The sequence below is a fragment of the Bacillus sp. GM2 genome, assembly GCF_056155945.1.
This window is the reverse complement of sequence record NZ_JBRKSZ010000008.1, coordinates 205,958-226,712: the sequence shown is the minus strand read 5'-3', so window position 1 is coordinate 226,712 and position 20,755 is coordinate 205,958. Positions and strand designations below refer to the sequence as shown.

The 20,755-nt window shown below is 48.2% G+C and carries 18 protein-coding genes; 13 read left to right on the top strand and 5 right to left on the bottom strand.

Annotated features, from left to right (window positions below; genetic code table 11):
• The first annotated feature begins 102 nt into the window (after nt 1-102).
• The 4 genes from purM to purD are packed head-to-tail and all read left to right on the top strand — an operon-like array spanning nt 103 to nt 4,544.
• Nucleotides 103-1,143, top strand: a complete 1,041-nt coding sequence (purM, locus tag ACVC9U_RS15910; protein ID WP_075755294.1) for a phosphoribosylformylglycinamidine cyclo-ligase — start codon at nt 103-105, stop codon at nt 1,141-1,143.
• On the top strand, nt 1,140-1,727 hold the full coding sequence (gene purN / locus ACVC9U_RS15905; protein WP_441391288.1) for a phosphoribosylglycinamide formyltransferase: 588 nt from the start codon (nt 1,140-1,142) through the stop codon (nt 1,725-1,727). Before purM ends, purN begins: the two co-directional genes overlap by 4 nt.
• A complete protein-coding gene (gene purH, locus ACVC9U_RS15900; RefSeq protein WP_075755296.1) occupies nt 1,724-3,262 on the top strand; it encodes a bifunctional phosphoribosylaminoimidazolecarboxamide formyltransferase/IMP cyclohydrolase in 1,539 nt (512 codons plus the stop codon). The genes purN and purH overlap by 4 nt, the downstream gene beginning before the upstream one ends.
• A gap of 13 nt (nt 3,263-3,275) precedes the next feature.
• A complete protein-coding gene (purD, locus tag ACVC9U_RS15895; protein WP_075755298.1) occupies nt 3,276-4,544 on the top strand; it encodes a phosphoribosylamine--glycine ligase in 1,269 nt (422 codons plus the stop codon).
• A gap of 49 nt (nt 4,545-4,593) precedes the next feature.
• Here the strand turns inward: purD and ACVC9U_RS15890 are convergent, their stop codons facing one another.
• Entirely contained in the window at nt 4,594-5,172 is a 579-nt protein-coding gene (locus ACVC9U_RS15890; protein ID WP_075755300.1) for a TetR/AcrR family transcriptional regulator, read from the bottom strand.
• A gap of 136 nt (nt 5,173-5,308) precedes the next feature.
• Here ACVC9U_RS15890 and ACVC9U_RS15885 point away from each other — a divergent pair, with 136 nt between their 5' ends.
• A complete protein-coding gene (locus tag ACVC9U_RS15885) occupies nt 5,309-6,532 on the top strand; it encodes a cytochrome P450 (RefSeq protein ID WP_075755302.1) in 1,224 nt (407 codons plus the stop codon).
• A 93-nt stretch (nt 6,533-6,625) separates the two neighbouring features.
• Nucleotides 6,626-6,805 carry a hypothetical protein gene (locus tag ACVC9U_RS15880; protein WP_075755304.1) on the top strand — a complete coding sequence of 60 codons (180 nt, stop codon included), beginning with the start codon at nt 6,626-6,628 and terminating at the stop codon, nt 6,803-6,805.
• A 20-nt stretch (nt 6,806-6,825) separates the two neighbouring features.
• Here the strand turns inward: ACVC9U_RS15880 and ACVC9U_RS15875 are convergent, their stop codons facing one another.
• Together ACVC9U_RS15875 and ACVC9U_RS15870 are read right to left on the bottom strand one after the other, a co-directional pair.
• Nucleotides 6,826-8,256 carry an IS1182 family transposase gene (locus ACVC9U_RS15875; RefSeq protein ID WP_016886315.1) on the bottom strand — a complete coding sequence of 477 codons (1,431 nt, stop codon included), beginning with the start codon at nt 8,254-8,256 and terminating at the stop codon, nt 6,826-6,828.
• Between the two features lie 112 nt (nt 8,257-8,368).
• The gene (locus tag ACVC9U_RS15870; RefSeq protein ID WP_020450448.1) at nt 8,369-8,599 is read right to left on the bottom strand and encodes a YgaP family membrane protein; all 231 of its coding nucleotides are present in this window, start codon (nt 8,597-8,599) and stop codon (nt 8,369-8,371) included.
• Between the two features lie 125 nt (nt 8,600-8,724).
• On the opposite strand from ACVC9U_RS15870, the gene ACVC9U_RS15865 reads away from it, so the two are divergent.
• The 7 genes from ACVC9U_RS15865 (at nt 8,725) to ACVC9U_RS15835 (ending at nt 18,152) form a co-directional block, all read left to right on the top strand.
• Nucleotides 8,725-10,464: an adenine deaminase C-terminal domain-containing protein gene (locus ACVC9U_RS15865; RefSeq protein ID WP_441391287.1), complete on the top strand. Its 1,740-nt coding sequence runs from the start codon at nt 8,725-8,727 to the stop codon at nt 10,462-10,464.
• A gap of 28 nt (nt 10,465-10,492) precedes the next feature.
• Entirely contained in the window at nt 10,493-11,479 is a 987-nt protein-coding gene (locus ACVC9U_RS15860) for a DUF3048 domain-containing protein (protein ID WP_441391286.1), read from the top strand.
• A 2-nt stretch (nt 11,480-11,481) separates the two neighbouring features.
• Nucleotides 11,482-11,793, top strand: a complete 312-nt coding sequence (locus tag ACVC9U_RS15855) for a YerC/YecD family TrpR-related protein (protein ID WP_075755310.1) — start codon at nt 11,482-11,484, stop codon at nt 11,791-11,793.
• Between the two features lie 149 nt (nt 11,794-11,942).
• Entirely contained in the window at nt 11,943-12,629 is a 687-nt protein-coding gene (gene pcrB / locus ACVC9U_RS15850) for a heptaprenylglyceryl phosphate synthase (protein ID WP_075755312.1), read from the top strand.
• A gap of 59 nt (nt 12,630-12,688) precedes the next feature.
• Entirely contained in the window at nt 12,689-14,908 is a 2,220-nt protein-coding gene (gene pcrA / locus ACVC9U_RS15845; RefSeq protein ID WP_145653749.1) for a DNA helicase PcrA, read from the top strand.
• Nucleotides 14,909-14,942: 34 nt separating this feature from the next.
• Nucleotides 14,943-16,946: an NAD-dependent DNA ligase LigA gene (gene ligA, locus ACVC9U_RS15840; protein ID WP_075755316.1), complete on the top strand. Its 2,004-nt coding sequence runs from the start codon at nt 14,943-14,945 to the stop codon at nt 16,944-16,946.
• 15 nt (nt 16,947-16,961) lie between these two features.
• On the top strand, nt 16,962-18,152 hold the full coding sequence (locus ACVC9U_RS15835; protein ID WP_075755318.1) for a CamS family sex pheromone protein: 1,191 nt from the start codon (nt 16,962-16,964) through the stop codon (nt 18,150-18,152).
• A gap of 30 nt (nt 18,153-18,182) precedes the next feature.
• On the opposite strand, the gene ACVC9U_RS15830 is transcribed toward ACVC9U_RS15835, so the two are convergent.
• Both ACVC9U_RS15830 and putP read right to left on the bottom strand, forming a co-directional pair.
• A complete protein-coding gene (locus tag ACVC9U_RS15830; protein WP_075755320.1) occupies nt 18,183-18,875 on the bottom strand; it encodes an MgtC/SapB family protein in 693 nt (230 codons plus the stop codon).
• Between the two features lie 218 nt (nt 18,876-19,093).
• A complete protein-coding gene (gene putP / locus ACVC9U_RS15825; protein WP_075755322.1) occupies nt 19,094-20,575 on the bottom strand; it encodes a sodium/proline symporter PutP in 1,482 nt (493 codons plus the stop codon).
• Nucleotides 20,576-20,755: the final 180 nt, after the last annotated feature.

The following is a 20,755-nucleotide window of genomic DNA, read 5'->3' as shown; positions in this document are numbered from 1 at the left end:
GCCTGGCCTGCTGAAATGAATAAAGGGCAGCAGAGGCAATGCGGCTGCTCTTTTGATTTTGAATATCACGAATGGACAAGCGCGGAATAAGGAGTGATTGTGTTGTCTGAAAGCTATAAAAACGCCGGGGTTGATATTGAAGCCGGATATGAAGCCGTAAAACGAATGAAAAAACATGTGGAAAGAACGAAGCGAATCGGCGCAATGGGCGGTCTTGGCGGATTTGGCGGCATGTTTGACCTGTCAGAACTGCCGTACAAACAGCCGGTTCTGATTTCGGGAACGGACGGTGTCGGCACAAAGCTGAAGCTCGCTTTTGCGATGGACAAGCATGACACGATCGGCATCGATGCCGTCGCTATGTGTGTCAACGATGTGCTCGCTCAAGGAGCGGAGCCGCTGTTCTTTCTCGATTACCTTGCGGTCGGAAAAGCCGATCCCGTCAAAATTGAAGAGATTGTAAAAGGCGTTGCAGAAGGCTGTGTACAGTCAGGATCAGCGCTTGTCGGCGGAGAAACGGCGGAAATGCCGGGTCTTTATACAGAGGATGAATACGATATTGCCGGGTTTTCAGTCGGAGCTGCTGAAAAAGATGGCATCGTCACGGGCGAAAACATCGGCGAAGGGCACCTTTTAATCGGACTTTCTTCAAGCGGACTTCACAGCAACGGCTTCTCTCTCGTTCGAAAAGTTCTTCTTGAAGATGCCGGTCTGAACCTTGATGAGACGTATACACCTTTTGAACGGCCTCTTGGCGAAGAGCTTTTAGTGCCGACGAAAATTTATGTCAAGCCTGTCCTTGAAGCGGTGAAATCAGGCAAAATCGCCGGCATGGCGCACGTGACCGGCGGCGGTTTTATCGAAAACCTGCCGCGCATGATGCCTGATGGCCTCGGTGTTGAAATCGACATCGGCTCCTGGCCCGTCCCTCCTGTCTTTTCGTTCATTCAGGAGAAAGGCGGCCTGAAGTCCGAGGAAATGTTCAATGTTTTCAATATGGGAATCGGGTTTGTCCTTGCGGTGAAAGAAGAGGATATGACAGACGTGATTCAAACGCTCGAAAACAACGGTGAAAAAGCTTATCTCATCGGCAGAGTGAAAGCCGGAAGCGGCGTTGAGTTTGGCGGTGCCGGCCTTTCATGAGAAAACTCGCGGTATTTGCATCAGGAAGCGGAACGAATTTTGAAGCGATCGCAAGAAGAATGAGAGAAGAGAACTGGGATGCCGAAATCGTCCTTGTCGTCTGTGACAAGCCCGATGCGAAAGTGCTTGAAAGAGTGGAAAAAGCCGGAATCCCGTCGTTCGCATTCCAGCCGAAATCGTTCGAAAATAAAGCGGCTTTTGAACAGGTGATCGTTGAACAGCTCCGCCTCCACGGAGCGGAATGGATTGTCCTGGCGGGGTATATGAGACTGATCGGCGATACGCTTCTTTCGGCTTACCGAAATAAAATCATCAACATCCATCCGTCGCTCCTGCCGGCGTTCCCCGGCATCGACGCGATCGGACAAGCGTACAGAGCAGGCGTGAAAGTCGCGGGCATCACAGTTCACTATGTAGACGAAGGCATGGACACCGGTCCGATTATCGCCCAGCGCGCCGTTGAGCTTGAAAAAAGCGAAACACTCGCGTCTCTTGAAGAAAAGATCCACAAATTGGAGCATGAGCTTTATCCCGAAGTAATCAAAGATCTTCTTGAACTAAATGGCAGAGGTGAAAAGGAATGACGATCAAACGCGCATTAATCAGCGTATCTGATAAAACGAACATTGTCCCTTTTGTAAAAGAATTGACAGAACTTGGTGTTGAAGTGATTTCAACGGGCGGCACAAGCAAACTTCTTCAGGAAAACGGCGTTGACGTTATCGGCATTTCTGAAGTGACAGGCTTTCCCGAAATCATGGACGGCCGTCTGAAAACCCTTCATCCGAATATTCACGGCGGGCTTCTTGCCGTCCGCGGCAACGAAAAACACATGGCGCAGCTCAATGAACAGGGAATCCAGCCGATCGACCTTGTCGTTGTTAATTTATATCCGTTTAAAGAAACGGTTTCTAAAGAAGACGTCACATTCGAAGAAGCGATTGAGAATATCGACATCGGCGGTCCAGGCATGCTTCGCGCAGCAGCGAAAAACCACCAGGACGTGGCGGTCATCGTCGATCCCCGCGACTACAGCCCTGTACTGAACGACTTGAAAGAAAACGGCAGCGTCTCTCTTGAGAAAAAACGCGAGCTGGCAGCGAAGGTGTTCCGCCACACGGCAGCATATGACGCGTTGATCGCTGACTATTTAACAAACGTAACCGGTGAAAAAGAGCCTGAACAGTTCACCGTCACTTTTGAGAAAAAGCAATCGCTTCGCTACGGCGAAAATCCGCATCAGGAAGCAGTCTTTTATCAAAGTGCGCTCCCTGTCAAAGGGTCAATCGCTTCAGCTGAACAGCTGCACGGAAAAGAGCTCTCCTACAACAACATCAAAGACGCGGATGCAGCACTTCAAATCGTCCGCGAGTTCACCGAGCCGGCTGCGGTTGCTGTCAAGCATATGAACCCTTGCGGCGTCGGGACGGGCAACACGATCGAAGAGGCGTTTAACAAAGCATACGCCGCTGACGAAACGTCGATTTTCGGCGGCATCATCGCCTTGAACCGCGAAGTGGATAAAGCGACGGCTGAAACGCTTCACAACATCTTTTTGGAAATCATTATCGCGCCAGCATTCAGCCAAGAAGCGCTTGATATTTTAACATCCAAGAAAAACCTTCGCCTCTTGACCCTTGATGTCAATCAGCCTGTGAAAAACGAAAAGCAGCTGACATCTGTTCAAGGCGGGCTCTTGATTCAGGATCTGGATATGCACGGCTTTGACGACGCCGACATCACAATTCCGACGAAAAGGGAGCCGACCGAACAAGAATGGGCTGACCTGAAGCTCGCTTGGAAAGTCGTGAAGCATGTCAAATCGAATGCGATTGTCCTGGCAAAAGACGATATGACGATCGGCGTCGGCGCCGGGCAAATGAACCGCGTCGGCTCCGCGAAAATCGCAATTGAGCAAGCCGGCGGGAAAGCGAAAGGAAGCGCGCTCGGATCAGATGCCTTCTTCCCGATGCCTGATACGGTCGAAGAAGCGGCTAAAGCCGGTGTGACGGCGATCATTCAGCCGGGCGGATCGGTTCGTGATGAAGATTCGATTCAAAAAGCGGATGAATACGGGATCGCGATGGTGTTCACCGGAATCCGCCATTTCAAACATTAAGGGAGTGACCAGCGTGAACGTATTGATTATCGGCAGAGGCGGCAGGGAGCACACGCTCGCCTGGAAAGCGGCGCAAAGCCCCCTTGTCGGCACTGTATATGCGGCGCCCGGCAATGACGGAATGGCCGGAACCGCCGTACTCGTTGATCTAGATGAAGGCAATCACGAAGGGCTTCTCGCTTTCGCAAAGGAAAACAATATCGGACTGACGATTGTCGGTCCCGAGGTCCCTTTAATCGAAGGGCTTGTTGATGCATTTGAAGAAGCGGGTCTTCCGGTGTTCGGTCCGTCGAAAAAAGCAGCGGTGATTGAAGGAAGCAAGCAGTTTGCCAAAGATCTGATGAAAAAATATCAGATTCCGACAGCAGAGTACGAAACGTTTACATCTTTTGAAAACGCAAAGGCGTATGTTGAGGAAAAAGGCGCTCCGATCGTCATCAAAGCCGACGGGCTTGCCGCCGGAAAAGGCGTCACAGTCGCGATGACAGAGGAAGATGCAGTTCAGTGTCTGCATGACTTTTTAGAAGATGAAAAGTTCGGCGATGCAAGCGCCTCTGTCGTAATCGAGGAATTTTTGAGCGGTGAAGAATTTTCGCTGATGGCTTTTGTCAAAGGGGAAAAAGTGTATCCGCTTGTGATCGCGCAAGATCACAAGCGGGCGTTTGACGGAGACAAAGGCCCGAATACAGGGGGAATGGGCGCATATTCCCCGGTGCCGCAGATTTCGGATGCGGTCGTCGAAGACGCCGTTAAAACGATTTTGGAGCCGGCGGCCGAAGCGATGATTAAAGAAGGCCGTTCGTTTACGGGAGTCTTGTATGCCGGCCTCATGCTGACCGAAAAAGGAACAAAAGTGATCGAATTCAACGCGAGATTCGGAGATCCGGAAACCCAAGTCGTCCTGCCGCGTCTTGAATCAGACCTTGTACAGGTCTTGCTTGACCTCCTCGCGGACAAAGAAGTGGAACTGAAGTGGAAGGATACGGCGGCAGTCACCGTTGTTCTTGCATCTGACGGCTATCCGGAAAGCTATGAAAAAGGCGCGCCGATCGGCATGCTTGAGCCTGATATGGAACAGACCGTCGTCTTTCACGCAGGCACGAAAAAAAGCGGTGATCAGTTTGTGACGAACGGCGGCCGCGTCGCCAATGTCACGGCGTTTGCCGAGACGTTTGAAGCGGCCAGGGAAGCAGCCTATCAAGCGGTGGAACGAGTAAGAAAACCGGGGCTGTTTTACCGGACGGATATCGGCGCGCGTGCGCTCAAGGCAGCGCAGAAATAACCGGTGAAGAGACAGAGCGGGAGCACCCGTTTTGTCTCTTTTTTTGCCGTCAATTTTTTTGGATCATCTTGATCAACGATTCAGCCATCAATTCGGGCGGATAAGGCATGTCGTTTTCAAGCCACCATGCGGCTGTGCCCGCAAAGGCGGAAATCACAAATCGCCGCTGGATATCAAGTGGCACTGAACGGTTAGTATCAGCAGCTGCCGTTTTTTTGATTCCCGTCAAAAAGCTGTCATTCCAAAAATCATTGAGCAGCTCCTTAATGTTCAGCTCATATCTTCTGTTTATGATAATCGCAAAATCATCGCAGTTCTGTTGTAAATGCTGATAAAAGCGCAGCACATACCAGTACGCTTCAGGCTTTTCCCCGCTGCAATCTAAATCAAGCGGCGAAAAAATATCCTCTTTCATCGCTTCAAACATGTCTCCCATATTTTGATGAAGCAAATCGTATTTATCTTGATAATGCTGATAAAATGTCGTTCGATTCAAGTTTGCCCGTTGCGTAATATCCTGTACAGAGATTTTTCCCCATTCTTTTTCAGCAAGCAGTTCAAACAAGGCTTTTTTTAAATTTGTTTTCGATTTTGTGATCCGCTTGTCCCCGCGGTAGCTGTCAGCCACTTCAGCCGCCTCCTCAAACACTTTTTCGACACTTCTCTTCCACTTGTTGGTTGAATGATCCGGTGGAATCTTTTAATTTTAAACTAACATATTGAACTTCATGAATCAGCTGACAAGAACCGAAGGAGTGAAGCGAATGAGTCAAACAAAACAGCAGAACCCCATTCAGAAAGCGCTGCTTAACGGAAAGAACAAACAAGATCCATACGATCCGTTTCCATGGTATGAAAAAATGCGTACCGAATCACCGATTCACTATGATGAAGACAGCAAAGTGTGGAGCGTGTTCCGCTATGACGATGTCAAAAGAGTGATCAGTGACAAAGACTTTTTTTCAAATCAATTCCATCAGCTTGGAGCTAGCAATACGTTTACGAAAACGTTGATCAGCATGGATCCGCCGAAACACACGAGAATCAGATCGATCGTCAACAAGGCTTTTACTCCGCGTGTCATGAAAGAGTGGGAGCCGCGCATTCGCGAACTGACGAATGAACTGCTCGCTCAAATCCGCGGCAAGGAAGAGATCGACCTTGTACAGGATTTTTCATATCCGTTGCCCGTCATCGTCATTTCGGAATTGCTCGGCGTTCCTTCAATGTACAAGCATCATTTCAAAGAATGGTCCGACGTGTTGGTCAGCCTGCCGAAGAGCGATCGGCAAAAAGATGTGAACAAGTGGAAAAACATCAGAGATCAAGGCGAAGAAGAGCTGACCGCGTTTTTTGAAAAGATGATCGAAGAGAAAAGACAAAACCTCGGCAATGACTTGATTTCGCTCTTGATCAAAGCTGAACAAGAAGGGGACAAGCTTTCCCCTGATGAATTGGTTCCGTTTTGCAACCTGCTCTTGATGGCGGGGAATGAAACGACGACGAATTTGATTTCAAATGCGGTCTACAGCATTCTCGAAACACCGGGTGCGTATGACGAGCTTGCCAGGCATCCTGAACTGATTCCGCAGGCTGTCGAGGAAGCTGTCCGTTTCCGGGCGCCCGCGCCGATGATCGTGCGCTTCGTTAAACAGGATACCGAGATCAGAGGAGTGAGTTTGAAAAAAGGAGAAGGTGTCGTCGCTTTCCTTGCTTCTGCCAACCGTGATGAAGCGAAATTTGAGAGGGCGCACGAATTTGATATTCACCGCCATCCGAACCCGCATATCGGATTTGGCCACGGCATCCATTTCTGCTTAGGCGCTCCGCTCGCGAGGCTGGAAGCGGCGATAGCCCTTGAGGCGCTTCTGAAGCAGTATTCCTCGATGGAAAAGCTTGCGATCGCGCCGATGGCCGACAGCAGCATGTACGGCTTGAAACAATTCCATCTGCGGGTGAAGTCAGCAGGGGAAACAGCGCCTAACTAATTAAAGGAGCACCCGAAAAGGTGCTTTTTTGTTATCAATAGAAAAATCGTACAACCGATTTTATTTAGACAGTGATAGGAAAGGAGATAGCATATGAGTCATGTAACCTGCAAAAGGTGCAAAAAACAAATATCAAAAGACGAGACGTTTTATTACGTGGACAAGCCCGTCGGACTATCAGGATTCGCCCATGTCAAAAGGTTTTTGGAAAGCAATGGTTTGATTTTATGTGAAGGCTGTATAAGAGAGCATTTGCAAAAACATTCAATATAAAAAGCACCTAAAAGGTGCTTTCAGACCGTTGACAAAACAGGTCGGATTTTAAAAATCCGACCTGTTTTTGTCCATTTTATTCTATTATTTCGATCAGAAGGCTGGCGGTTAGGACCTTTCCAGGTCCAATTCGCCAGCTTTTTCAGATTCATGGCAGCGAAAACAAGCATCGCCTGCATGGACAATTTTTTCTTTCCCCGTAAGGTTGTCCAGCGCAAGCCATGCTTATGTTTTAAATCGGCAAAAACTCGTTCGATCGTCTCTTTACGTTTGGCATAGATTTGTTTATTCTCTTCCGTATGCCGAAGATGATCAGCTTCGTCTAAATGATCCTGCCAGATATGTCTGTGAATCATCTTTCGATGATCTCTACTTTCTGTACACGTATGTAGTAATGGACATTGTTTACATCGATTTGGATCTGAAGCATACTCTCGATAACCTTGCCGATTGGTTGTGCGATAGGAGAGAATATGGTCTTGCGGGCAGATATAGACATCATAAAATTCATCGTAAACATACTCGTGTTTTCTCATGAATCCTTTTTTGGTTTGCGGACGCGTGTAAGGCATAACAGGGCGAACGTTTTCTTCATGAAGAAATTTTGCGATAACCGGTGTTTTGTATCCGGCATCAACTGCGACCGTATGAGGCTTGGCGACGCGCTCTTTCACTTGTTGAAACAGGGTCGTGAACACTTGGCTGTCATGAATATTGGCAGGCTCAACAACCGTCCCCAGCACAAATCCGTTCCGGTCACAAGCTGTATGAAAACCATAAGCAAAAAGGCGTTCCCGTTCACCCTTTACAAAATAGCCGCTCTCAGGATCTGTTGTACTTTCTTTTATTTCTCGTTCTTCTGAGCATTGCCTGGGCTTTAAGGGCTTTTTGCCGTTGGCTTCGCGATCGGCATTAATTTCTTGATCTAACTGTTCCTGATAAGCTCTTGTTTCTTTTCTTACGATCTTTTTCACAAACTTTTTCTTATTGGCATTCGCTTTGACATGTGTGCTGTCGATGAAGGCAACCGAAGGATCGACGAGGCCGAGATCCATGGCCTGACGTAAAATCCTATAGAAGATTGTTTCAAATAGGTCTGTGTCATGAAAGCGACGTTCATAGTTTTTACTGAAGGTTGAAAAGTGAGGGATTTTTTCAGAGAATCCATATCCAATAAACCAGCGATAGGCTACATCAGTTTCGATTCGCTTAATGGTTTCGCGCATGGAGCGATGACCAAACACGTATTGAATGAGCACCATTTTAATCAGTACAACAGGATCAATACTTGGACGCCCTTTTGAAGAATAAAGAGGGGCAACTTTTTGATAAATAAATGAAAAATCAATGGCTTCTTCCATCTTCCTGACCAAATGGTCTTCAGGTACAAGCTCACTTAAGGCAACGACTTCAAGCTGTTCACGCTGATCTTTAGAGTGTTTGGTCAACATGGTAAAACCTCCAAAAATTAGATTCCACACACATTTTAACAAAAAAAGCTTGTCGATCAAGCCACTTTTTTGTGACTTTGTCGACAAGCTGAAAGCACCTAAAAGGTGCTTTTTACGATTGTTCGCCAGCCTCTCCCTGCTGCTTCATATAAGTTTGGCAAACATACGTCATGGGACAAAATCGCAAGATGCCGGAAGCGGCCTTCATCGCCCCCATAAACATGCAGAACAGAGTCATTCTGCACCACGGTTTTCTCGTAAATTTTGCCGCTGCCGCCGACAGGATCGTCAGTCCGCAGGCAATGCGAAAAACGGCGTCAAACAGTCCGATGTTTTGCTTCATGCTTCATTCCTCCTATTTAAATAATTAAATAAAGTGTTTTTTCGAAAAATTGTAACGGATTGGTAATGCGTGACGATAGTAAATGTGTTAACATAGGATCATTACATGTAAAGGAGAGTATGTGAATGTCCGAACGCACCTTAATTTGGAAAAACAAACACATCAGATCGCAAGTTGATGTTGTAAGTTCAAGGCTGCAGCCAACGCTCCTTTTACGAAATGCATCTGTACTGAACCCGTATGTAAAGCAATGGATTCTGGCAAACGTATGGATTCATCATGACAGAATCGTTTACGTCGGCCGTGACTTGCCGAAGACGGCTGTTAAAACTACAATAGATTGTGAAGGAAAATACATTGTACCCGGGTATATTGAGCCGCATGTCCATCCTTTTCAAATTTATAATCCCCAAACTTTGGCTGAATATGTGTCACAGTTTGGAACGACGACATTCGTAAATGACAACTTGTTTCTGCTTTTGCATTGCGGAAAAAAGAAAGCGTTTTCTATATTGGAAGAACTGAAAAAACAGCCTGTCCACTACTATTGGTGGTCAAGGTATGACTTGCAGACTGAAGTGTTGAATGAAGATCAAATTTTATCGATCGATTACCGAAAACGTTGGGGAGAACACCCGGACGTCATCCAGGGAGGAGAAATGACAGGCTGGCCGCGCCTCTTGGACGGCGATGATCTGCTCCTTCATTGCATGCAGTGCACGAAAAGAAGGAGAAAGCGGATCGAGGGCCATTTTCCGGGTGCATCGGAAAAAACGCTGACGAAGATGAAGCTTTTCGGCGCTGACGCAGATCATGAAGCCATGACTGGAAAGGAAGTGCTGAAGCGGCTTGAACTTGGATACCACGTCGGCTTGAGGCAGTCTTCCATCCGCCCTGATTTGCGAAAGATTTTGCGCGAGCTGCACGAAGGCGGCTTTCACCATTATGACCATATGTTTTATACAACGGACGGTGCAACGCCGAACTTTTATAAAGAAGGCATGACAAACAAGCTGATTGAAATTGCCATCGAAGAGGGCGTGCCGCTGATCGACGCCTATAATATGGCTTCGTTTAATATCGCTAAGTATTACCATATGGAGGACATCCTCGGCGTGGTGGCACCGGGCAGATACGCGACGCTCAACATTTTGAAGAGCCCTGCTGAACCGAATCCGGAGACAGTTTTGGCAAAAGGGCGGCTGATCAAATCAGGCGGCGCAAATATGAATGCGTTTTCAGTTCCGGATTGGCAAAAAGGGGGTCTTGTCCCTCTGAACCTTTCATATGATCTAACGATGGATGACTTGCAGTTTTCCATGCCGCTCGGCTTAAAAATGAGGAATTCCGTCATTATGGAGCCTTATACGATTGAAATTGACAACTCTGTCAACCAGCTTTCTTTTGACCATGATGAAAGCTATCTCTCGCTGTTCGACAAATATGGAAAATGGCGTGTCAATACGATGCTGAAAGGCTTTGCAACCCGCGTCCAAGGGTTCGTCAGCTCCTATTCGACAACGGGAGATATGATCGTGGTCGGCAAAAACAAGGAAGACATGCTTTTGGCCTTTAAGCGGATGAAAGAAATCGGGGGAGGTATCGTATTAGCGGAAAACGGAAAAATTCTTCACGAAATTCCTCTCCATTTAAGCGGCGGCGCATCAAATGAGACGTATGAAAAGGTGCTTGAAAGGGAAAAGACGTTAAAAGAGCTTCTGTTTGAAAGAGGCTATACGTTTGACGACCCGATCTACACCCTGCTCTTTTTGCAAAGCACTCATCTGCCTTATATCAGGGTGACGCCGAAAGGGATCTTTGATGTGATGAAAAAAACTGTACTCTTTCCATCGATAATGCGTTAAAATATAAAAGAGCGGGAGCTAATCTATGGTGAATCGATATGTAAGAGTACTGCTATGTTTTGCTTCTCTTTTACTGCTTGCATCGTGCCAGTCGCAGGAACAGCAGGAAAAGGAAAAGAACATTAATCCGCTGACAGGATTGAAGGCGGACGGAGATATTCGGCAGCGGCCCATTGCCGTTGTGGTGAACAATCATTCAAAAGCACGGCCGCAGTCGGGATTAAGCAAGGCTGACATTGTCATTGAAGCTCTCAGTGAAGGACCGATCACACGATTGTTGGCGATCTATCAAAGCGACATGCCTGAAGCGGTTGGCCCAGTCCGCAGCGCCCGGGAGTATTTCATTGATTTGGCTCTCGGTTTTGACAGCCTTTTGGTGCATCACGGCTGGAGTCCGGGTGCAAAAAGCCGCCTGTTGAACGGCGACGCCGATCATATCAATGGAATGGATTACGACGGCAGCCTGTTTTGGAGGGCCGATTTTCGGGAAGCGCCGCATAATTCGTACACGTCATATAAAAACGTAAAGCAAGCAGCAGATAACAAAGGATATGCCATCGAAACCCGCACAGAACCGCTCACTTTTAAAGCAAGCCCTGACAAACCTTCGGATGCGCTTTATTCTATACGGTTAGATTACGGAACAAAATCCGTTACAAACCGTGTCGAATATGGTTATGATAAAAAGGTTGAAGGCTATGTGAGAAAGTCAGACGGTGTTTTGACAACAGACCTTGAAACAGAAGAACCGGTTGTTCTTCAAAACATTCTAATAGCGGAAGCCGAACATCATATGAAAGATGCGTACGGGAGAAGGGATATTGACCTTCGTTCAGGCGGAAAAGGACTCCTTCTGCAAAACGGGGAAGTCCATCGGATCAGCTGGAAGAACGAAAACGGCCGGATCATACCGAAGACGGACGGCAAGACCGTTCCGTTCGTGCCGGGAAAAACGTGGATCAATATCGTTCCCGATCTCAGCAAGGTTTCTATTAGCAAAGGAGAAGGTGTGTAAAGATGCAGATCGATAAATTGCGCGGGAGAGAGCTGGACCAGCTTTTTCAATCCATACTATCACTAAAAGATCTCGAAGAATGCTATCGTTTTTTCGATGATTTATGCACAATAAATGAAATTCAATCATTGGCTCAGCGGCTCGAAGTAGCCAGAATGCTGCGCGACGGCAACACGTATCACAAAATTGAGACGGAAACCGGAGCGAGCACCGCGACCATTTCCAGGGTGAAGCGCTGCCTGAACTACGGAAATGACGCTTACATCATGACGCTGGACCGCGTCAAAGCAAATCAATCTGAATCATCTTCATGATGTCATGAAACCGCCTGGCTCAGGGCACTGAGCACCGGCGGTTTTTTTGTGCCTTCTGCCCGTTTATCGTGATTCGTTATCCGTTTTTCGAATGGGGCTGAATTTGTTATAATATTTAAATGGTAAGAACGAATGGAGGAGCTTTTTTCATGTACGATATTACCGAGTGGAAGCATGTCTTTAAACTCGATCCGAATAAAGATATTACGGATGATCAGCTTGAACAGCTGTGCGAATCCGGAACAGACGCGGTTTTGATCGGCGGAAGCGACCATGTCACAGAAGATGACGTCCTTCGGCTGATGTCAAAGGTGCGCCGCTTTTTAGTGCCGTGCGTCCTGGAAGTGTCGACGATTGACGCGATCGTCCCGGGGTTTGACCTCTATTTTATTCCGACTGTGCTCAACAGCAGGGATACCGACTGGATTGCCGGCTTACATAAAAAGGCGATGAAAGAATACGGTGAACTGATGTCGCCTGATGAGATTGTTGTTGAAGGATACTGTATTTTGAATCAGGACTGCAAGGCAGCCGCTTTGACAAACGCAGATACCGAGCAGGACATTGAGGATATTAAAGCATACGCCCGCGTGGCTGAACATCTTTTCCGCCTTCCGGTCTTTTATCTTGAATACAGCGGTATGCTGGGTGATTCGGAAACCGTTAAGGAAACAAAAGCGGTGCTTCAGGAAACGACGCTGTTTTACGGCGGCGGAATCAAAGATGCGGAGACGGCGGTTAAAATGGCTGAACACGCCGATGTGATCGTCGTCGGAAATGCGATTTATGAGAACTTCGAAGAAGCGCTAAAAACGGTACAGGCCGTAAAAGGATGAGCACAACGAACCGGATTGGTTTATAATAGAACATATGTTTGAATAGGCGGTGAACGGAATTGAATTACATTAGCGACCAATTATTAAGCGGATTAAACAAGATGCAGCAGGAAGCGGTCAAAACGACGGACGGCCCGCTTTTGATCATGGCCGGAGCAGGAAGCGGAAAGACGCGGGTATTGACGCACCGCATTGCGTATTTAATGGCGGAGAAGCGCGTTGCCCCGTGGAACATTTTGGCGATTACATTTACGAACAAAGCGGCCAGAGAAATGAAAGAACGTGTGGAAAAAATTCTCGGACCGGGAGCGGACGACATCTGGATTTCGACGTTCCACAGCATGTGTGTGAGAATTTTGCGGAGAGACATCGACAGAATCGGCATCAACCGGAATTTCTCGATTCTTGATACGTCAGATCAGCTTTCCGTCATTAAAGGAATCTTGAAGGAAAGAAACATCGATCCGAAAAAATTCGACCCCAGAAGCATACTCGGATCGATCAGCAGTGCGAAAAACGAATTGATCGACCCGGAAGAGTACGAGAAAACCGCCGGCGGTTTTTTTGAACAAGTCGTCAGCGATGTCTACAAAGATTATCAGAAAAAACTTCGGAAAAACCAGTCACTCGATTTTGACGATCTGATCATGACGACGATCATCCTGTTTGACCGGGTGCCGGAAGTGCTAGAATACTACCAGCGGAAATTCCAATACATTCATGTCGATGAGTATCAGGATACGAACAGGGCGCAGTATTTGCTCGTCAAAAAAATGGCGCAGCGCTTCGAAAACATCTGCGTCGTCGGGGACTCCGACCAGTCGATCTACAGATGGCGCGGAGCGGACATTGCCAACATTCTGTCGTTTGAAAAAGACTATCCGAATGCAAGCGTCATTCTGCTCGAACAAAACTACAGGTCGACAAAGCGGATATTGAACGCGGCCAATGAAGTGATTCAGAACAACTCCAACAGAAAGCCGAAAAACCTCTGGACCGAAAATGACGAAGGAGCGAAAATCTCCTACTTCAGAGGCGACAACGAATTTGGCGAAGGCCAATTTGTCGCGGGCAAAATCAGGGAGCTTGTCGGCTCGGGAAAACGATCCTTCTCTGATATTGCGATTTTGTACCGGACGAACGCTCAATCGCGGGTCATTGAGGAAACGCTGATGAAAGCGAACATCAACTACAACATCGTCGGCGGCACGAAGTTCTATGACAGAAAAGAGATCAAGGATATCCTTGCGTATTTGCGCCTCGTCGCAAACCCTGACGACGATATCAGCTTTGCGCGGATCGTAAACGTGCCGAAGCGCGGCGTCGGTGCGACTTCAGTCGATAAAATCGCGGCTTATGCCGATATGAACGGAATGTCTTTATTTGAAGCGCTCGGACAGGTTGACTTTATCGGCCTCAGCGCAAGAGCGGCGAACGCGCTTGACGAGTTCAGACAGACGATCGAAAACCTGACGAATATGCAGGAATACTTATCCGTCACAGAGCTTACGGAAGAAATCCTTGAAAAAACCGAATACCGCGAAATGCTGAAAGCGGAAAAATCCTTGGAAGCGCAGAGCCGTCTTGAAAATATCGACGAGTTTCTCTCCGTAACGAAAAACTTTGAACAGCAAAGCGAAGATAAATCGCTCGTCGCCTTTTTGACGGATTTGGCGCTTATCGCCGATATCGATCAGCTTGATCAGAAGGAAGAAGAGACCGGAAGTCAAGACGCGGTCATCTTAATGACGCTTCATGCCGCAAAAGGACTCGAATTCCCGGTTGTGTTCCTAATGGGGCTTGAAGAAGGGGTATTCCCGCACAGCCGCTCTCTGATGGAGGAAGCGGAGATGGAAGAAGAGCGGAGGCTCGCATATGTCGGCATCACGAGGGCTGAGGAAGAACTTTATTTAACTAACGCGCGGATGCGGACATTGTTCGGGAGAACGAATATGAACCCGGAATCAAGGTTCATTGCGGAAATACCGGAAGAATTATTGGACAATCTAAACGAGAAGAAAAAAGATCTGAAAACGCCGTTTGGAAGAAAGCCGGAGCGGAGAGGCCCGGTTACCCGGCCGGCTGCATCGTACAGCAAAACCGGCGGCGACGGTGTCAATTGGGCAGTCGGCGACAAAGCCTCCCATAAAAAGTGGGGCGTCGGAACTGTTGTCAGCGTCAAAGGATCCGGCGAATCGACTGAGCTTGACATCGCCTTCCCGAGCCCGACCGGAGTGAAGCGTCTTCTCGCGGCCTTTGCGCCTATTGAAAAGCAATAAATGGCAAAAGACCTGAAATGAAAGGACGAAACCAATGGAAAAAGAAGCAGCTAAACGCCGTGTGGAACAACTGCATGCATTGATTAACAAATACAACTACGAATATCACACCCTTGACGACCCAAGCGTGCCTGATTCCGAATATGACAAGCTGATGAAGGAGCTCATTGCTCTTGAAGAAGAGCACCCCGACCTGAAAACGCCGGACTCTCCTTCTCAGCGCGTCGGCGGAGCCGTTTTGGACGCCTTTCAAAAAGTGCAGCATAAAACGCCGATGCTGAGCCTCGGCAACGCGTTTAATGAAGAAGATCTGCGCGACTTTGACCGCCGCGTACGCCAGGCGGTCGGAGATGTTGAGTACAACGTCGAATTTAAAATAGACGGTCTTGCTGTTTCACTGCGCTATGAAAACGGCGTATTTGTCAGAGGTGCGACGAGAGGCGACGGTACGACGGGCGAGGATATTACGGAAAATTTGAAAACCATCAGAAACATTCCCCTCCGAATGAAGCGCGATCTTTCAATTGAAGTGCGCGGCGAGGCATTTATGCCGAAGCGCTCCTTTGAACTGCTGAACAAAGCGCGGCTCGAACGTGATGAAGAGCCGTTCGCCAACCCGCGGAACGCCGCTGCCGGCTCATTAAGGCAGCTCGATCCGAAAATCGCCGCGAAACGAAATCTCGACATCTTCGTCTACAGTATAGCGGAGCTTGACGAAATGGGCGTTGAAACGCAAAGCCAGGGACTCGATTTCCTCGACGAACTCGGCTTTAAAACCAATCATGAAAGAAAAAAATGCAGCACGATCGAAGAAGTCATTGAGATCGTCGAAGAGCTCAAGACAAAACGCGCCGACCTCCCGTATGAAATCGACGGGATCGTCATTAAAGTCAACTCCCTTGATCAGCAGGAAGAGCTCGGCTTTACGGCAAAAAGCCCGCGCTGGGCGATCGCCTACAAGTTTCCTGCCGAAGAGGTGGTCACAACGCTTTTGGACATTGAATTAAGCGTCGGCCGGACGGGCGCAGTAACCCCGACTGCGATTCTCGAACCTGTAAAAGTGGCGGGAACGACCGTCCAAAGAGCCTCTCTCCACAACGAAGATTTGATTAAAGAGAAGGATATCAGACTGCTGGACAAAGTCGTCATTAAAAAAGCGGGAGATATCATTCCTGAGGTCGTCAACGTCCTCGTCGAACAACGGACGGGCGAAGAAAAAGAATTCAACATGCCAAAGGAATGCCCGGAATGCGGAAGCGAGCTTGTCAGAATTGAAGGAGAAGTCGCGCTTCGCTGCATCAATCCGGAGTGCCCGGCTCAGATCAGGGAAGGCCTGATCCATTTCGTTTCCCGGAACGCGATGAATATAGACGGTCTTGGCGAGCGCGTCATCACCCAGCTGTTCCGTGAAGACCTCGTCCACAATGTCGCCGATCTGTATAAGCTGACGCGCGAGCAGCTGATCAATCTCGAGCGGATGGGGGAAAAATCGACCGACAATTTATTGAAGTCGATTGAAAAATCGAAGGAGAATTCATTGGAACGGCTTCTTTTCGGACTCGGCATCCGCTTCATCGGCGCCAAAGCGGCCAAGACACTGGCGCTGCATTTTGAAACGCTCGACAGGCTCAAAAAAGCGACAAAAGAAGAATTGGTCGAAGTCGATGAAATCGGCGAGAAAATGGCGGACGCCCTCGTCACTTATTTTGAAAAAGAAGAGATTCTGAAGCTGTTGGACGAGCTCGAAGAACTCGGGGTGAACACAGTTTATAAAGGCCCGAAAAAAGCGGCCGCTGAAGCGAGCGACTCGTATTTTGCGGGGAAAACGATCGTCCTGACCGGGAAGCTCAACGAATTGTCGCGGAACGACGCGAAAGCGGAAATCGAAGCGCTCGGCGGAAAAATCACAGGCAGTGTAAGCAAAAAAACCGATCTCGTCATTGCCGGCGAAGCGGCAGGCAGCAAACTGGCGAAAGCTGAAGAGCTGAACATCGAAGTATGGGATGAAGCAAGACTGATCAGTGAGCTAAAGAAATAAGAGGAGTGTTTTCTATTGAAAAAGATATTATGTTTGGCGGCTGCTGCGGGTATGCTCATGCTCTCAGCCTGTGCGCCGAATTTTGGGGGAGAAGAAGAGCAGGAGATGGTGCAGAAAACGGATAAGTCGAAAGAAAAAGCCATCATTCCGAAATATAACATCTCCGATTCTTATTATAAAATGGTTCTTCCTTTCAAGGCGGGGAAGGCCCGAGGCTTGACGACCGAACGTCTGAATACGCGGCTGGATATCGATGAATTTGAGACAGGCATGATGCGCCTTGCGCAAGATTCATTTTCTACTGACGATTACCTTTTTCAAGAAGGACAATACTTGGATGAGGATACAGTTACGAGCTGGCTCGCCCGCAAAAAAACGGGGGAAGACCTGAAAAAAGCCGAGAAAGACGATAAAAACTTCAAAAACCTCGGACTGAACCCCGCCCTTTCCGGAAGCGGATCAACAGAGAAGCAAAACGAAGAAAGCCCGGTATACCTCGCCCATATGCTTGAGCACGACTACCTCGTCCGCAAAGACAAGGATACGATTGAGCTCGGCGGCGTCGTGATCGGCCTTGCGCTGAACTCTGTCTACTACTACCGCGAAAATGTCGGCGACCCGCAAAAAGAAGTGACCATCAGCGACAAAAAGCTGAGGCAGGAAGGCGAAAAAATCGCCGAGGAAGTGGCGAAACGGATCAGAAACATGGATGATTTGAAAAACATTCCGCTGACCATCATGCTCTACAAGCAGGCGCCTAAGTCATCGATCGTCCCTGGAAACTTTATCGCCAAAACCGAGGTGAAAGCAGGGACAAGCGAGCTCGGCGGCTGGGATAAAATCAATGAAGAGTACACGTTCTTCCCTTCAACAGAAGGTTCGGAGAAACATCCGGATGACGCGGAGCTCTTCAAACGCTTTAAAAACAAAGTCGACACGTATTTTCCAAACTACACAGGGGTTGTCGGCACGGCTCTCTATAAAGACGACCAAATGCAGGACATGAAAATCAACATCCCGATGCAGTTTTACGGCAAAAGCGAAGTCATCGCCTTTACCCAGTTCTTGACCGGTGAAGTGATGGATTACTACGGCAAAAGCGGACTGAACGTTGAGATCAACATTACTTCGTCAGCCGGGCAGGAAGCCGTTATCCTGAAAAAGCCGGGAGACAAGGAACCGACCGTCCATATTTATGATTCATAAAAAGAAGCAGCCAAAGGGCTGCTTCTTTTTTTAAAGCGTGTCGCATTTTACGCCGACGACGCCGTCGATCGCTTTGATATCGTAATAGACATCGGTGACATACCGTTTCTTATGAACCATGATTTTCGTTTCCATGATCGGAAATTCATTATCGCGCATATCATCGATCCGGACGGAATGAATCCGGATTTTTTTCGCTTTCATTTCTTTGATGATATCCGTCAGTTTATCCTTGTCATTCAGGGACATGCGGACGCGGATTTCTTTTTCCTGCAAGCGGTTCGGACCGATTTTGCCGACGATCCACGGCAAAAACTCGACGCTGATTAAAATGAAAATGAGACTGACAAATGCTTCTTTATAAAAGCCCGCTCCGATGGCGACGCCGAGGCCGGCTGCTCCCCAGATCATCGCTGAAGTGGTCAGGCCGGAAATGACGTCGTTGCTTTTGCGTAAAATCACGCCCGCTCCGATGAAGCCGATCCCTGATATGATTTGTGCGGGAAGCCGCAAAGGGTCCATCATGATTCTGTTCGACCTTGGAAAATGGTATGCCGCATCAATGCTGATCATTGTCAGAACACAGGAACTGATCGCAATCACAATGCACGTTTTTAAGCCGAGCGGCTTGTTTTTCAGCTCCCTTTCGAGACCGATGACCATTCCGATTAATGTTGCGATGCCTAGCTTCAACAGCGTTTCTGTTTCAATATGCCAATCCATGCCCATGATCTCCTTTCCGACAATATCTTATATGATTGATATGATTTTCTCACAGACGCTATGGATCGACAACTGTTTTTGAAGGGTGTGTCCAGGAACCATTCATCTGCAAGAAGCCCTATACTCTTACCATTATATTGCCGGCGTGGCATCAAAAGAATTCAGTCTGAGCAAAAAAGCCGCCGGATGTCACCCGGCGGCTTTCATTGCCTGATCATTTAAGAATGTTCTTCCTCATGCGTCTGTTCCATTTCTTCAAACATATCTCTTGCTTCTTTTGCCGGCTTGTTCGTGATCATGCTGACAGCGTAAACGACAATCAAGCTCAGGAAGAAACCAGGGATCATTTCATAGATTCCCGTCTTCTCCTGCAGACCGGTCAGAATGCAAATCAGCACGGTCACGGCTCCTGTGATCATACCGGCCAATGCGCCCCACTGGTTCATCCGCTTCCAGTACAAGCTGAGAAGGATGGCGGGTCCGAATGCGGAACCAAACCCGGCCCACGCATAGCCGACCAAATCAAGGATCGTGTTGTTCGGTGTCAGAGACAGAAGGATCGCGATGACGGCGACAAGCAGAACGCTCAGACGTCCGACAAGAACGAGCTCTTTATCCGAAGCATCGCGGCGGAAAAAAGTCCGGTAAAAGTCTTCCGTCATGGCGCTTGATGTGACAAGCAGCTGGGAAGACACCGTACTCATAATCGCCGCGAGCAAAGCGGAAAGCAAAAATCCGGTAATCAGCGGATGGAATAATACCTTTGAGAACACGATAAAAATCGTTTCCGGATCTTTAAGCGCTGTACCCGTCTCATGGACATACGCCACACCGATCAGTCCGACAAGCAGTGCGCCGATTACGGAGATGATCATCCAGCCCATTGCGATGCGGCGCGCAGGCTTCAGCTCTTTTACGGATGAAATCGCCATAAAGCGGACGATAATATGCGGCTGACCGAAATAGCCCAGTCCCCAGGCGAGAAATGAAATAATGCTAATGACGGTCGTTCCTTTGAAGAAATCGAGCAAGCTTGGATTGATTTCTTCGATCACATTGAAAGTCGGCGTAATTCCGCCTAATTGAGTAAAGGCAACGATCGGCACGAGCACTAAAGCGATAAACATAATCAAACCTTGCACAAAGTCAGTGAGACTGACGGCCAAAAACCCTCCGAACAGCGTATAAGCAATCACGACTGCTGCCGTTAAGAAAAGACCGATTTTATAATCGAGGCCGAACGCCGTTTCAAACAGTCTTCCTCCGGACACCATACCCGCCGACGTGTACAGTGTGAAAAACACCATGATGACGATGGCTGATGCAAGGCGCAAGATTCTCGTCGTATCATTAAACCGATTTTCGAAAAAATCCGGAATTGTAATCGCATCGTTTGCTACTTCTGTATATGTGCGCAGCCGGGGAGCGACAACCAAGTAGTTCACATAAGCTCCGATTGTTAAACCGACGGCAAGCCAGGCGCTCGAAAGTCCTGTCACATACATGGCTCCGGGCAGTCCCATCAGCATCCAGCCGCTCATGTCCGACGCGCCGGCCGATAAAGCCGTAACAGCAGGCCCAAGACCTCTGCCGCCGAGCATGTAGTCGTTCAAATTGGATGTCTTTCTGTAGGAATACCAGCCGATTAAGAGCATCGCGGCAAAATAAATCCCTAACGAAATAAATATTTCAACACTCACGTTTCATATCTCTCCTCTTTAAAAATAATGTGGCATCACCTCTTTAAAATTTTCGACAATACTGACTTGCGGTACGAAGAAAATTGCAGGGCCCCCTCTTTAAAAAATCAAGTATTGGAATTAAGGCGCTGCCGATTAGATCGTACTTAGTTACCTAACCTATCAAACTATTCCCCATCA

Coding starts and splice junctions, on each gene's coding strand:
- ACVC9U_RS15855 (WP_075755310.1), top strand. CDS start 11,482: ATGCAGATCGATAAATTGCGCGGGAGAGAGCTGGACCAGCTTTTTCAA.
- pcrB (WP_075755312.1), top strand. CDS start 11,943: ATGTACGATATTACCGAGTGGAAGCATGTCTTTAAACTCGATCCGAAT.
- ligA (WP_075755316.1), top strand. CDS start 14,943: ATGGAAAAAGAAGCAGCTAAACGCCGTGTGGAACAACTGCATGCATTG.
- ACVC9U_RS15875 (WP_016886315.1), bottom strand. CDS start 8,256: ATGTTGACCAAACACTCTAAAGATCAGCGTGAACAGCTTGAAGTCGTT.
- ACVC9U_RS15880 (WP_075755304.1), top strand. CDS start 6,626: ATGAGTCATGTAACCTGCAAAAGGTGCAAAAAACAAATATCAAAAGAC.
- ACVC9U_RS15865 (WP_441391287.1), top strand. CDS start 8,725: ATGTCCGAACGCACCTTAATTTGGAAAAACAAACACATCAGATCGCAA.
- ACVC9U_RS15830 (WP_075755320.1), bottom strand. CDS start 18,875: ATGGATTGGCATATTGAAACAGAAACGCTGTTGAAGCTAGGCATCGCA.
- ACVC9U_RS15870 (WP_020450448.1), bottom strand. CDS start 8,599: ATGAAGCAAAACATCGGACTGTTTGACGCCGTTTTTCGCATTGCCTGC.
- purH (WP_075755296.1), top strand. CDS start 1,724: ATGACGATCAAACGCGCATTAATCAGCGTATCTGATAAAACGAACATT.
- ACVC9U_RS15885 (WP_075755302.1), top strand. CDS start 5,309: ATGAGTCAAACAAAACAGCAGAACCCCATTCAGAAAGCGCTGCTTAAC.
- purN (WP_441391288.1), top strand. CDS start 1,140: ATGAGAAAACTCGCGGTATTTGCATCAGGAAGCGGAACGAATTTTGAA.